Source organism: Xanthobacter sp. 91, from assembly GCF_000702385.1.
GTDB lineage: Bacteria > Pseudomonadota > Alphaproteobacteria > Rhizobiales > Xanthobacteraceae > Xanthobacter > Xanthobacter aminoxidans.
Genome location: NZ_JNIB01000001.1, coordinates 4,694,066 through 4,706,561 on the forward strand (window position 1 = coordinate 4,694,066; position 12,496 = coordinate 4,706,561).

Genomic DNA, 12,496 nt, shown 5'->3' on the forward strand with positions numbered 1-12,496 from the left:
CCAGGGAGAAACCGAGATGACGACCCATGCAAACGTCTGGCGCTGCGCAATCGTGCTCGCCTGCAGCTTCGGCCTCGGCCAGCCCGCCGGCGCTCAACAACTGACCGTGACGGCAGGAACGGTTCTCAATGTCTTCGCGGACCCATCCGATTTCGTCGTGGAAATGGACAAAGCCGGCCGTTGCGGCTCGAAGTATTTCCACATCCAACGCACCAAGGCCAATTTCAAGGAAGTGACGGCGGTGATGCTGACGGCCTTCACCGCGGGCAAGACCTTCACCGGTTTCATCGAAGGCTGCGCCGGTGACCGGAACATCCTCAGCCACGGCGAGGTCTCGCGCTGACCTCGGATCGCGAGATGCTTCAGGCCGGAGTGTCCCTCCGGCCTTCCCTCACACCTTCACCCGAAACGGCGTGAAGTCTGTACCCACGTCATAGACGTCCACCCCCTCGCGCCGCTTCATGAAGCCGACGATCTTGTAGGTGACGGGGGTGAGCACCGCTTCCCAGCCCACCTTGAGCAGGTAGTTGGAGACCATCACCGTCAGCACGAGGTGGGTGTCCCACACGCCGAGGAAGGCGAGCGGGTAGAAGATGAGGCTGTCGACGGCCTGCCCGACGATGGTGGAGCCGATGGTGCGGGTCCAGAGCATCCGGCCGCCGGTGAGCACCTTCATCCAGGCCAGCACGAAGGCGTTGGCGAACTCGCCGCACCAGAAGGCAAGAATGGAGGCGAAGAAGATCCGGGGTGTCTGGCCGAACACGCTGGTGACGGCGTCCTGCCCCGTCCAGCCCGGCGCGGGCGGGATGGCTACGACGATGGCCGTCATCAGCGCCGCATAGACGGAGGCGGCGAAGCCCACCCACACGATGCGGCGGGCACGGGCATAGCCGTAGACCTCGGTGAGCACGTCGCCGAGCACGTAGGACAGGGGAAAGAACAGCACCGCCGAGCCGAACACGAATGGGCCGATGAGCGGGAGTTCGACCACCGACACCTTGGCGGCGCCGACGAGGTTCGAGCAGATCAGGATGACCGCGAAGGCCACCATGCAATAATCGTAATAGCGCAGGCGCTTGCCTTCGAGGGCGCGCGCCTCCACCGGCGTGATGCCGGCGCGGGTCTCGACGCCATCGACGCCGAAGGGGGTGTTGTCGGAAAGCATGTGGGGCAGCCTCGATGCTGCACCGCATTAGACCCCAAAGCGCGGTCCAAGCCCAGCTTGCGCTACGGAAAGCCGGACCACAATCAGCGCGAGAAGGTCGCCACCAGCTCCACATGCGCGGAATAGCGGAACTGGTCCACTGGCACCACGCCCTCCAGCCGTATCCCGCCCGCGACGAGCAGCGCCGCATCCCGGGCGAGGGTGGCAGCGTTGCAGGAGACATAGACGAGCCGCGGGAGCCGCGAGGCCGCAAGCTCGCGCGCCTGCGCCTCCGCGCCCTGCCGGGGCGGGTCGATCACCACGGCATCGAAGGCGGCAAGCTCGGCCGCCATCAGCGGGCGTCGGAACAGGTCGCGTGCCTCGCCGTCCACGCCCTTCAGGCCCGGCGTGTGGCCGGCTTTGAGCAGAGCGGCGAGCGCACCCGCATGGCTTTCGGCGGCGAACACGCGGGCGGTCTCGGCGAGGCGCAGCGCGAATGTACCGACCCCGGCGAACAGATCCGCCACCTTGCGGGCACCGACCGTGCCCGCCGTGACATGATCCGCCAGCACGCGCTCGCCCTCGGCCGTCGCTTGCAGGAAGGCCGCCGGCGGCAGGTCCACCCGCGCCCGGCCCATGGCGAGGCGCGGCGGCTCACGCTGGATGACGAGTTCGCCGTGCCGCGTCAGCCGCGCAAGGCGGAAGCGGTCGGCGATGACCGCGAGGTCGGTGAGGAGCGCGGGCGGCAGCGGGCCGGAGCCGCGCACATCCATGTCCAGCCCGGTATCGGTGGCGATGATCTGGAGATCGAGCGGCTTTTTCAGCGGCGCCAGCGCCTCGGCCACTGCGCGGGCGGCGGGCAGCGCCTGGTCGAGGCCCGGCGCCAGGACGGGGCAGGCGTCGATGGCCACCATGGCGTGGGACTTCCGCTCGGCAAAGCCGACCACGGTGCGCGCCCCATACTGGCGGGCGTGGAAGATCACCCGCCGCCGCCCTGCCCCATGGGCATCGATGGCGGGGGCCACGTCCGCCTCGATCCCCTCGCGGGCGAGGGCATCCACCACCATCTGCCGCTTCCAGGCGAGATAGGGCGCGCGCTCCCAATGCTGGAGCAGGCAGCCGCCGCAGCGGCCGAAATGCGGACACGGGGGCTCCACCCGCTCGGGGCTGGGCTCGACGATGGCATCGAGGAGGATGCGCTCGCCCTCCGCCTCCCCGCGCACCAGCTCCCCGGCGAGGGTGAGGGGCGCGAACAGGGGGCCGGAAGGGCCGCGGACGATGCCATCGCCCTGCGCGCCCATGCGCTCGATGCGGAACTCGGTCACGGTCGGATCGCCCCCACGAGATATTCCTGATTGCCGTCGCCGCCCGCGATGGGCGACGGGATGCGGCCGAGAAGGCGCCAGCCCAGCGCCGCGATCTCCTGCTCCACCCTGGCGCAGACCTCGTCCCGCACCGCCGCGTCGCGCACCACGCCCTTGCGGACGAAGGCGCGCCCCGCCTCGAACTGCGGCTTCACCAGTGCGACCAGCCGGGAGGCGGGCGCGGCGAGCGCGAGCGCGGCCGGCAATACCAGCGCGAGCGGAATGAAGCTGACGTCGATGACGATGAGGTCGAAGCCGCCCGGCACCAAGGCGGGATCGAAGGTGCGGATGTCCGTTTCCTCGAACAGGCGGACGCGCGGATCGTCCCTCAGCCGCGCATGGAACTGGTCGCGCCCCACATCCACCGCGTGCACCCGTCGCGCGCCGCGTCGCAGCAGCACCTCGGTGAAGCCGCCGGTGGAGGAGCCGACATCCAGCGCCTCGGCCCCGGCGGGATCGATGGCGAAGGCGTCGAGGCCCGCCGCGAGCTTGAGCGCGCCGCGCGACACGTAGTCGTGGACGTCTTCCGCCTCGATGCGCGCACCGACGCTGACCTCCGCCGAGGCCTTGGCCACCACGAGCCCATCCACCTTCACCAGCCCGGCGGCCAGCGCCGCCTGGGCGCGGGCGCGGCTGTCGAACAGGCCGCGCTCCACCAGCAGGCGGTCGAGCCGCATGCGGCGGCCAGCGTCCTGTTCGCCGTCACGCGCCATATGGGAATGGGGTTTCAACATTTTTTGCCGCAGGGCTCCCTGCCCGATGTCGCGGGCGGCCGGAGGCCGTGATATGCGATGGCTGCGGGGGAAGCAAACACCAGTCGACAGTTGTGATTCGGAGATCGGAGGTCCGTCCGCCGGTCACCAAGCCTGTCGATCGTGCGGCGAGGGGCGAGGACCCGGTGGTGATGGGTGGATGGTTCTACGGCCGGTGCGCGATCCTGGCGATAGCCGCAGCGTGTGTGCTCGCGCCGGTCTCGGGCGAGGCTGCCCCCAAATCCACCGGCAAGACCGGCGGAAAATCCGATTCCAAAAAGGCTGAGGCCAAGGCGGACCCCCGGATCTGGCTGGTCGTCAAGGTCGATGAGACCTATGTGCTGCGCTTCGGCCTGCCCCGCACCGCCGACCCGGTGTTCGCCGTCTCCTGCCAGCCGGGCGCGCAGCTGATCCAGTTCACCGCGGAAGTGGCCTCCGGCAAGGTGAAGGCGGGCGACGGCGTCGCCCTCTCCCTCGCCGCCGGCAAGCGACATCTGGAGCTGGCAGCGTCCGCCTTCCGGGGGTCAGCCGAAGGCAAGGTGGTGGTGGAGGCGGCTGTCGCGCTGGACGGCCGCGTTCTCGACCTCTTCTCGGACGCGGACAATCTCGTCGTGCGCCTGCCCGGCGCCACCGAGACTTATCCGCTCGCCGGAGCCAAGCCCAAGCTGCCGGACTTCCGCCGCGCCTGCCTCACCGCCATGCCCGCGCCGGCCGATCGCAGGTAACTTTACGGCAGGCTGGCATCTTTCCCTTTTGGATCGAGCCGGTATGATCCGCCGCCGCAAAAGGGACCCTGACATGCTTCGTTCCGTGCTCGCCGCCGCCGCCCTGGTTGCCATCTCGGCCCCCGCCATCGCCGCTCCCGCGCAGGAGAAGCCGGCGGAGAAGATGATCTGGCACATCCAGGACAGCGAGGACACCGCCGCCCTGGTGTATGGCGTGCCCGACAGCGACAAGGCCGCGATCTTCTTCCTCTGCCAGAAGGACGGGTCTGCGATCACCGTCCAGTCCATGATCGGCTCGAAGGATCTGACGCGCGGCGCCCAGACCGCCATCGTGCTGAGCGCGGGCAGCGTGAAGAAGAGCTTCCCCGGCAAGGCGGTGGCCATGGAGGAAGGCGACGCGGTGAATGTGGAGGCGCCGACCCAGATGGCGGATGTCAAGGCGCTCACCAAGGCCTCCGGCACCCTCACCATCGAAGTGAAGGGCGCCAAGCAGGCCATCCCGCTCTCCGGCATCGGCCCGGCCGTCACCAAGTTCGAGACCGCCTGCAAGCCCAAGAGCTGAGAAGCCCTCAGGAAGCTGGCGGCCTGAAGCCGCCGGCTCAGCCGTTTCCGGCGAGGCCCCCGGCCTTCTCGATGAAGGCCGCCACCACCTCCACGCCCACGCCATTGCGGATGGAGGAGAAGACGTAGGGCCGGCCCGCCCGCATCCGGATGGTGTCCGCTTCCATCACCTTGAGATCGGCACCAACCATGGGCGCGAGGTCGGTCTTGTTGACCACCAGCAGGTCCGACCGGGTGATGCCCGGCCCGCCCTTGCGCGGGATCTTCTCTCCCCCCGCCACGTCGATGACGTAGATGGTGATGTCGGCCAGCTCGGGCGAGAAGGTCGCGGCGAGGTTGTCGCCGCCGGATTCGATCAGCACCAGATCGAGGTTGGGGAAGCGGGCGTTCATGTCCGCCACCGCGCGCAGGTTGATGGAGGCGTCCTCACGGATCGCCGTGTGCGGGCAACCGCCCGTCTCGACACCGAGGATGCGCTCGGGCGGCAGCGCTCCGGCCACGGTCAGGAGGCGCGCATCTTCCTTGGTGTAGATGTCGTTGGTGATGGCGCAGAGGTCGTAGCGCTCGCGGAAGGCCTTGCACAGCGCCTCCATCAGCGCCGTCTTGCCCGAGCCGACGGGGCCGCCGACACCGACGCGCAGGGGATTCTTGCCGGAACTCATGAGCGGAACAGCCTCGTATATTGGGTTTCGTGGCGAAAGCTGCCGAGATCGGCGCGGAAGGTGGCCGTGCCGAGATCATCCAGCGTCAGAGCGGGAATGTCCGCCGCAAGCGCCCGCAAGGCCGGCGCAAGGCCGGCGACGACACGGGTGCCCGCCGTCTGCCCCACCGGGGCGAGGCGGATGCCCGACGACACCAGCGCCTGCACCAGCGCCAGAAGAAAGCCTTCGAGCGTCGGGCCGAGCGGAATGCCATGCGCCCCCACCGCCAGCCCCACCGCGACGGGATAGGCGACCTCGCCGGAGAGGGCGCCCGCCGCGGTCTCGAGCGCGGGGCAAGGCCAGGCCGCGCGAACGGCATCGAGGAAGGACCGGCCCTGCTGGCAGGTTTCCAGCCTGAGTTCGGCGGATGGTGCGAGGCAGACGGCGAGTGCGTTCACCTCGCCGAGGGCCGCCCCGTCTCCCGCCATGGCCGCCCGCCAAGCATGGGCCAAGAGGATGCCGTCTGAACGGCCGAACCCGAGGCGCATCAGGTCCGACACCTGCGCCGCGAGGCTTGCCTCGTCCTTCACCTCGCCGGCCTCCACCGCCCATTCCAGGGCGTGAGAGTAGGCATAGGCCCCCACCGGAAACGACGGCGAGAGCCACGCGAAGAGGGGCAGCAGGTCGGGCTGGTCAGCCATGCTTGTGGTCGTGCCCGCAGCCCGGGCCGTGGACATGACCTTCGGCGGCATGGTCATGGCCGTGCTCGTGGCCGTGCTCGTGCTTATGGTCGTGATGGGCATGGTCATGATGGGAATGATCATGGTGCGCATGATCGTGGCCGCACCCGCACGCGTCGCCGTGAGCGTGGTCATGGTCATGATGCTCGTGACCGTGGTGCTCATGGCCGTGCTCATGCCCATGATGCTCGTGACCGTGGTGCTCACGGCCGTGCTCATGCCCATGATGCTCGTGACCATGGTGTTCATGTCCATGGTGCTCGTGCCCGTGAGGCTCGTGCGCGTGGCCGTGCCCGCCATGGGCTTCCGCCGCCTCGTAGGCGCCCTTCTCCGGGCGGAACGGGCGCGTCACCTTGGCGACGCCGGCGCCCAGGCCACGCACCATCTCGGTCAGCACATGGTCGTCCACGAAATAGACGGCAGTTTCGGTGATCTCCGCCGGCACATGCCGGTTCCCGAGGTGCCAAGCCACCTTCATCAGCCGCAGCGGATTGGCGGTGGTGACCTCCACCAGGTCCTCGGCGGCCGCCTTGATACGGACGAGGCGCCCGTCCTCCAGCTTCACCGCGTCGCCGTCGTCCAGAACCGTCGCCTTGTCGAGGTCGAGCAGGAAGGAGAGGCCGCCGTCCGCCGTAAAGGCGAAGCGGCGGCGGTGGCGCGCGTGGTGATCGAGGGTGATCTCGTCCACCACCTTTTCCGGGCGGACGGCGGGACGGCGGACGACGGTGGTGGCGCGGATCATCGGGTTACTCCGGTACAGCCACCCGTGCGCCCTGCCCCACCGCCTTCGCGGGTTCCGGCTGCGCTCAGGTGGCGCTGTCCTGCCGATTCTGGTTGGTCTCGAACAGGAACCACAGGCGCTTCTCGGCCTCGTCCACATATTCTTCCAGCAGGCTAGCGGTGGCAATGTCCTCCGCCTCGTCGCAGATCTCGTGGGCCTCGCGCATGGTCTTGATGGCCGCCTTGTTGTCGGCGATCAGCTCCGCGAACATGGCCTCGGGCGAGACGTAGGGCTCGTTGTTCTCCTTGAGGCCGGTGAGCTTCAGGATCTCCCCGTAGGAATGCACCGTCCGGCAGCCGATCTTGCGCACGCGCTCGGCCAGCGGGTCGATGGTGGCCTCGATGGTCGCGGCCTGCTCATCCAGCAGCAGGTGGTAGTCGCGGAAATGCTTGCCGCTGACGTGCCAGTGGAAGTTCTTGGTCTTGAGGTACAGCACGAAGCTGTCGGCCAGAACGCGATTGATGGCATCCGCCACCTTCTGTGCCTTGGCGCTGTCGAGATCGGTGGGGGTCGCGAGGGCGGCGGTCTTCGCAGGCTTCTTGGTCAATGAACGAACGACGGCCATGGGTGTGGCTCCTCAAACGAAGCGGGTTGCAACACCCGCTGCAACGAGGAGCCACGGCGAAGGTTCCGCCGCGCCGTGGCGATATTCGCTCAGAACAGGAAGTAACGCTGCGCCATGGGCAGGACTTCGGCCGGCTCGCACACCAGCAGCTCGCCGTCCGCGCGCACGTCGTAGGTCTCGGGATCGACCTCGATGTGGGGCGTGGCGTCGTTGTTGATCATGCTCTTCTTGGAGATGCCGGAGCGGGTGTTCTCCACCGCCACCAGCTCCTTGGCGATGCCCAGGCGCCCGGCGAGCCCATCCTCGATGGCCACCTTCGAGACGAAGGTGAGCGAGGTGTGGGTCCGTGCCCGCCCAAAAGCGCCGAACATGGGGCGGTAATGCACCGGCTGGGGCGTGGGGATGGAGGCATTGGGATCGCCCATCTGCGCGATGGCGATGGCGCCGCCCTTGATGACGAGATCCGGCTTCACGCCGAAGAAGGCCGGCGTCCACAGCACGAGATCGGCGAGCTTGCCCGCCTCCACCGACCCGATGTGACGGGACATACCGTGGGCGATGGCCGGGTTGATCGTGTATTTCGCGATGTAGCGGCGGGCGCGGACGTTGTCGCTGTCGGTCTCGCCCGGCAGCGGGCCGCGCTGGCGCTTCATCTTGTCCGCCGTCTGCCACGTGCGGATGATGACCTCGCCCACCCGGCCCATGGCCTGGCTATCCGAACTCATCATGGAGAGCGCGCCGATGTCGTGGAGGATATCCTCGGCGGCGATGGTCTCCTTGCGGATGCGGCTTTCCGCGAAGGCGAGATCCTCGGCGATGTCGGGGTCGAGGTGGTGGCACACCATGAGCATGTCGAGATGCTCGTCGATGGTGTTTCGGGTGTAAGGCCGCGTCGGGTTGGTGGACGAGGGCAGCACGTTCGGCAGGCCCGCCACCTTGATGATGTCAGGCGCGTGGCCCCCGCCCGCCCCTTCCGTGTGGAAGGCATGGATGGTGCGGCCCTTGAAGGCGGCGATGGTGTCCTCGACAAAGCCCGACTCGTTCAGCGTGTCGGAGTGGATCATCACCTGAACGTCCAGCGCGTCCGCCACCGTGAGGCAGCAGTCGATGGCGGCCGGCGTGGTGCCCCAGTCCTCGTGCAGCTTGAGCGCCGCAGCACCGGCCAGCACCATCTCCTCCAGCGCGCCGGGCAGGGAGGCGTTGCCCTTGCCGGCGAAGGCGAGGTTCATGGGGAAGGCGTCCGCTGCCTCGATCATGCGGGCGATGTGCCACGGCCCTGGCGTGCAGGTGGTGGCAAAGGTGCCGGTGGCCGGCCCCGTGCCGCCGCCGAGCATGGTGGTGACGCCGGAGGCCAGCGCCTCCTCGATCTGCTGCGGGCAGATAAAATGGATGTGGCTGTCGAAGCCCCCGGCGGTGAGGATCTTCCCCTCGCCCGCGATGATCTCGGTGCCGGGGCCGATGATGATGTCCACGCCGGCCTGCACGTCCGGGTTGCCGGCCTTGCCGATGCGGGCGATGCGCCCGTTCTTCAGGCCCACGTCCGCCTTCACCACCCCCCAGTGGTCGAGGATGACCGCATTGGTGATGACCGTGTCCATCGCCCCGTCGGCATTGGTCACCTGCGACTGGCCCATGCCGTCGCGGATCACCTTGCCGCCGCCGAACTTCACCTCCTCGCCATGGACGGTGAAATCCTTCTCGATCTCGATCACCAGCGAAGTGTCGGCGAGCCGCACCCGGTCGCCCGTGGTGGGGCCGAACATGTGGGCGTAGGCGGCACGGGGCATGCGGCCGGTGGTCATGGTCTCGCTCCTGAAATCTCGCGCATGCGGGCCGGGGATTACTTGCTGGCGCCGTCGTATTCGATGGGGTGAAGGCTCTTCACATCCACGCCGTCGAGGCAGCGCGCGTTCACCGCCACCGTCTCTGTGCCATCCGGCGCCGTGCCGCGGGCGAAGGATTCGATGCCGCAGGTGGTGCAGAACAGGTGATGGATCTTGCCGGTGTTGAAGAGATATTCGGTGGTCTTGCCCTCCCCCGACGTGAGGGTGAAGGCGCTCGCCGGGGCGAAAGCAAGGATGCCGCCGACGCGCCGGCAGCGGGAACAGTTGCAGGTCACCGTGCGATCGAGATCGACATCCACTTCATAGTGGACAGCGCCGCACTGGCATCCGCCGGAATAGTGCTGAACCGCCATGTCACAGTCCTCCCTGAACTGCCGCGCGGAAGCCGTAGACCTCGCGCTTGCCGCCGAACGGCACCAGCGTCACGTCCCGCGTCGCGCCGGGCTCGAAGCGCACGGCGGTGCCGGGGGCGATGTCGAGGCGCATGCCGCGCGCCTTGTCCCGGTCGAAGTCGAGCGCCGGGTTGGTCTCGAAGAAATGGTAGTGGCTGCCCACCTGGATCGGCCGGTCGCCGGTGTTGGCGACGGTGAGGTGGACCCGCTCGGCGCCCTCGTTGAAGTGGATGTCGCCTTCCTGCGGCAGCAATTCGCCGGGGACCGTCTCGGAGGGGGTGCCGCGGATGGGGTGGTGGACCGTGACGAGCTTGGTGCCGTCCGGAAAGGTCGCCTCCACCTGGATGTCGTGGATCATCTCCGCGATGCCTTCCATCACCTGATCCGAGGTGAGCACCTTGGCGCCGGCCTCCATCAGCTCGGCGACGGTGCGCCCGTCGCGCGCGCCCTCCACCACGAAGTCGGTGATGAGCGCGACCGCCTCCGGGTGATTCAGCTTCACGCCGCGGGCGAGGCGCTTGCGCGCCACCTCGGCGGCCATGGCGACCAGGAGCTTGTCCTTCTCGCGCGGCGTCAGCAGCACGGCATCTCTCCTCGAACGAGCATCAGGTGGCCCACACGCGGGGGAGCGGGGCCTTTCGGAAAGCCATCAGAAACGAGGTTGCGGCGCGGCGCAACGTCCCGATGTCGGGGGCGAGCCAGCGCACGGCGAGAATGCCGTTCCAGGCGCTGGCCCCGGCCTCGCAGGGCACGTTCTCCATGAGGGCGCGCGCCTCCTCCAGCCGCGCCTCGGCGTCGGGCGCGATGAAGAGGAGCGTCGCCAGTGCACGGGCGCCGCCCGCGACGGCCGGCCGCTCCAGCAGCGCGCCGATGGGGCCGGACAGGCGGAAGGCATCGGCGAACACCAGGGCGCCGCCGCGTCGGATGCGCCAGTGGTCCTCAAGATGCCCCTCCCCCATCACGTCGCCATGGGCGAGGCGGCCCAGCATGAGCGCCTCGAAGGAGAGGAAGGTGGCGTCCGGCGCGAGGTCCACCGCGTAGCGGCGCTTGAGGCGGGCGCGGTCGAACAGGATGGTTTCCTGAGGCAACCATTCCAGCCGCGCGCCCTGCTGCGCTGCCAGCGACACGGAAATCTCCGCCAAAGGCCCATCGGAACGATAGACCTTCTCGGCGGCCGGGGTCGCAACGGTGAGGTGCGCGCCCGGCCCGGCCGAGGCTTCGATCGTGAAACGGTCGCCGCAGCAGACCCCGCCGGCGGTGTTGACGAGGACGGCTTCCAGCCCCGGCCCGCCGCGCGGGACCCGCACGCGCATGGCCCCGCCCTCCGCAAGGTCGGCGACGCGCGTCACCGCGCCGAACCGCGCACCGGCGATGCGGACACGGCCTTCGCTGCGCTGGCGCTGGGGCGGGAGGGGAGCCGACGTGGCGTCAGATCGCCATGAGGCGGCGAACATCGTCGCCATCCAGCCCACTCCTGTCACCGCTTGCCACCACCTCGCCCCGGTCCATCAGGATGAAGCTGTCGGCGAGGTCGCGGGCGAACTCGAAATACTGCTCCACCAGCACGATGGCCATGTCGCCCTTGTCCCTGAGGTAGGAGATCGCGCGGCCGATGTCCTTGATGATGGAGGGCTGGATGCCCTCCGTCGGCTCGTCCAGCACCAGCAGGCGCGGGCGGGTGACGAGGGCGCGGCCAATGGCGAGCTGCTGCTGCTGCCCGCCGGAGAGGTCGCCGCCGCGGCGGCGCAGCATGGATTTCAGCACCGGGAAGAGGTCGAACACCTCCTGCGGCACATACTTCTCCTTGCTGGACAGGCGGGCGTATCCCGTCTCCAGATTTTCCTTCACCGAGAGCAGCGGGAACACCTCCCGTCCCTGCGGAACGAAGCCGATGCCCATCGCCGCGCGGTCGGGCGTCGAGAGCTTCGAAATCTCTTTGCCGTCCAGCGTGATGGAGCCGCCGGCAATGGGCCGCTGGCCGACGATGGCACGCAGGAGCGAGGTCTTGCCCACGCCGTTGCGGCCGAGCACGCATGTCACCTTGCCCGCTTCGGCGGAGACCGACACCTTCTTCAGGGTGTGGGCGGCGCCGTAATAGAGGTCGAGGTTTTCCACCTTCAGCATGGCCTCACCTCCCCAGATACACTTCGATGACGCGCTCGTCGGCGCTCACCTGGTCGAGCGGTCCCTCGGCCAGCACCGAGCCCTCGTGCAGCACCGTGACCTTCACGTCGAGGTCGCGCACGAACTGCATGTCGTGCTCCACCACCACCACCGAGCGGGTCTTGGCGATTTCCTTCAGCAGCACGGCGGTGTCCGCCGTCTCTTGGTCGGTCATGCCGGCTGCGGGCTCATCCACCAGCAGCAGGCGCGGCTCCTGCGCCAGCAGCATGCCGATTTCCAGCCACTGCTTCTGCCCGTGGGAGAGGTCACCGGCCCGGCGATAGCGGCTGTCTTTCAGGCGCACGCGCTCCAGCAGTTCCTCCACCCGCTCGCGCTCGTGGCGGCTCGGGTTCCACTCCATATTGGAGAAGGGGCGACGGTCGGCCTTCACCGCGAGGAGGATGTTGTCCTCCACTGAATGCATGTCGAACACAGTCGGCGTCTGGAACTTGCGGCCGATGCCGAGCTGGGCGATGGCGGCCTCGTCCAGGCTGGTGAGGTCGTTGGTGCCGGCGAACAGGGCGACGCCCTGATTGGGGCGGGTCTTGCCGGTAATCACATCCATCATCGTCGTCTTGCCGGCGCCGTTGGGGCCGATGATGGCCCGCATCTCCGCCTCGCCGATGACGAGGGAGAGCGCGTTCAGCGCCCGAAAGCCGTCGAAGGAGACGGTGATGTTGTCGAGATAGAGCAGCGCCGAGGTCAGGGCCATTCGGTCCGGGGCGGGCTGCTCCTCCTTCAGGAAGCCGAGTTCGGCCTCCAGCGAGAGCGCGCCCTGCGACTTGACGGCATAGGGGTCGGCAGAGGGAGTCAGCATGCTCATG

Annotated in this window: 16 protein-coding genes; 3 read left to right on the forward strand and 13 right to left on the reverse strand. The window is 68.5% G+C overall.

The genetic code is table 11. The features are described from left to right. Nucleotides 1-16 precede the first annotated feature (16 nt). Nucleotides 17-343 carry a hypothetical protein gene (locus tag A37E_RS0121890; protein ID WP_029558571.1) on the forward strand — a complete coding sequence of 109 codons (327 nt, stop codon included), beginning with the start codon at nucleotides 17-19 and terminating at the stop codon, nucleotides 341-343. A 48-nt stretch (nucleotides 344-391) separates the two neighbouring features. Here A37E_RS0121890 and A37E_RS0121895 read toward each other — a convergent pair whose 3' ends face one another. The 3 genes from A37E_RS0121895 to A37E_RS0121905 all read right to left on the reverse strand — a co-directional run bounded on the left by A37E_RS0121895 (nucleotide 392) and on the right by A37E_RS0121905 (nucleotide 3,185). After that, on the reverse strand, nucleotides 392-1,165 hold the full coding sequence (locus A37E_RS0121895) for a queuosine precursor transporter (RefSeq protein ID WP_024278978.1): 774 nt from the start codon (nucleotides 1,163-1,165) through the stop codon (nucleotides 392-394). Between the two features lie 83 nt (nucleotides 1,166-1,248). After that, on the reverse strand, nucleotides 1,249-2,469 hold the full coding sequence (locus A37E_RS0121900) for an RNA methyltransferase (protein ID WP_245279403.1): 1,221 nt from the start codon (nucleotides 2,467-2,469) through the stop codon (nucleotides 1,249-1,251). Beyond that, nucleotides 2,466-3,185, reverse strand: a complete 720-nt coding sequence (locus A37E_RS0121905) for a TlyA family RNA methyltransferase (protein WP_245279404.1) — start codon at nucleotides 3,183-3,185, stop codon at nucleotides 2,466-2,468. The genes A37E_RS0121900 and A37E_RS0121905 overlap by 4 nt, the downstream gene beginning before the upstream one ends. A 227-nt stretch (nucleotides 3,186-3,412) precedes the next feature. Between A37E_RS0121905 and A37E_RS0121910 the strand changes: the two genes are divergently transcribed. Then, entirely contained in the window at nucleotides 3,413-3,985 is a 573-nt protein-coding gene (locus A37E_RS0121910; protein WP_156026401.1) for a hypothetical protein, read from the forward strand. Nucleotides 3,986-4,058: 73 nt separating this feature from the next. After that, nucleotides 4,059-4,547 carry a hypothetical protein gene (locus A37E_RS0121915; RefSeq protein WP_038193536.1) on the forward strand — a complete coding sequence of 163 codons (489 nt, stop codon included), beginning with the start codon at nucleotides 4,059-4,061 and terminating at the stop codon, nucleotides 4,545-4,547. A 37-nt stretch (nucleotides 4,548-4,584) separates the two neighbouring features. Here the strand turns inward: A37E_RS0121915 and ureG are convergent, their stop codons facing one another. From ureG to urtD, 10 genes are all read right to left on the reverse strand, one after another. Next, nucleotides 4,585-5,208: an urease accessory protein UreG gene (gene ureG, locus A37E_RS0121920; RefSeq protein ID WP_029558577.1), complete on the reverse strand. Its 624-nt coding sequence runs from the start codon at nucleotides 5,206-5,208 to the stop codon at nucleotides 4,585-4,587. Continuing rightward, complete coding sequence (locus A37E_RS0121925; protein ID WP_029558578.1) at nucleotides 5,205-5,888, reverse strand: urease accessory protein UreF; 684 nt, start codon at nucleotides 5,886-5,888, stop codon at nucleotides 5,205-5,207. The genes ureG and A37E_RS0121925 overlap by 4 nt, the downstream gene beginning before the upstream one ends. Beyond that, nucleotides 5,881-6,669 (reverse strand): urease accessory protein UreE, encoded by a 789-nt coding sequence (locus tag A37E_RS0121930; protein WP_029558579.1) that lies wholly within the window; start codon nucleotides 6,667-6,669, stop codon nucleotides 5,881-5,883. Before A37E_RS0121930 ends, A37E_RS0121925 begins: the two co-directional genes overlap by 8 nt. Nucleotides 6,670-6,733: 64 nt before the next feature. After that, nucleotides 6,734-7,255 carry a DNA starvation/stationary phase protection protein gene (locus tag A37E_RS0121935; RefSeq protein ID WP_029558580.1) on the reverse strand — a complete coding sequence of 174 codons (522 nt, stop codon included), beginning with the start codon at nucleotides 7,253-7,255 and terminating at the stop codon, nucleotides 6,734-6,736. A 107-nt stretch (nucleotides 7,256-7,362) separates the two neighbouring features. Then, complete coding sequence (gene ureC / locus A37E_RS0121940) at nucleotides 7,363-9,075, reverse strand: urease subunit alpha (protein ID WP_029558581.1); 1,713 nt, start codon at nucleotides 9,073-9,075, stop codon at nucleotides 7,363-7,365. 38 nt (nucleotides 9,076-9,113) lie between these two features. After that, nucleotides 9,114-9,470, reverse strand: a complete 357-nt coding sequence (locus A37E_RS0121945; protein WP_024278968.1) for a GFA family protein — start codon at nucleotides 9,468-9,470, stop codon at nucleotides 9,114-9,116. Between the two features lies 1 nt (nucleotide 9,471). Further along, nucleotides 9,472-10,092: an urease subunit gamma gene (locus A37E_RS0121950; RefSeq protein WP_081837726.1), complete on the reverse strand. Its 621-nt coding sequence runs from the start codon at nucleotides 10,090-10,092 to the stop codon at nucleotides 9,472-9,474. A 22-nt stretch (nucleotides 10,093-10,114) separates the two neighbouring features. Beyond that, nucleotides 10,115-10,972 carry an urease accessory protein UreD gene (locus tag A37E_RS0121955; protein WP_348550888.1) on the reverse strand — a complete coding sequence of 286 codons (858 nt, stop codon included), beginning with the start codon at nucleotides 10,970-10,972 and terminating at the stop codon, nucleotides 10,115-10,117. Then, the gene (urtE, locus tag A37E_RS0121960) at nucleotides 10,938-11,633 is read right to left on the reverse strand and encodes an urea ABC transporter ATP-binding subunit UrtE (RefSeq protein WP_029558584.1); all 696 of its coding nucleotides are present in this window, start codon (nucleotides 11,631-11,633) and stop codon (nucleotides 10,938-10,940) included. The genes A37E_RS0121955 and urtE overlap by 35 nt, the downstream gene beginning before the upstream one ends. A 4-nt stretch (nucleotides 11,634-11,637) precedes the next feature. Continuing rightward, the gene (gene urtD, locus A37E_RS0121965) at nucleotides 11,638-12,384 is read right to left on the reverse strand and encodes an urea ABC transporter ATP-binding protein UrtD (protein WP_029558585.1); all 747 of its coding nucleotides are present in this window, start codon (nucleotides 12,382-12,384) and stop codon (nucleotides 11,638-11,640) included. Nucleotides 12,385-12,496: the final 112 nt, after the last annotated feature.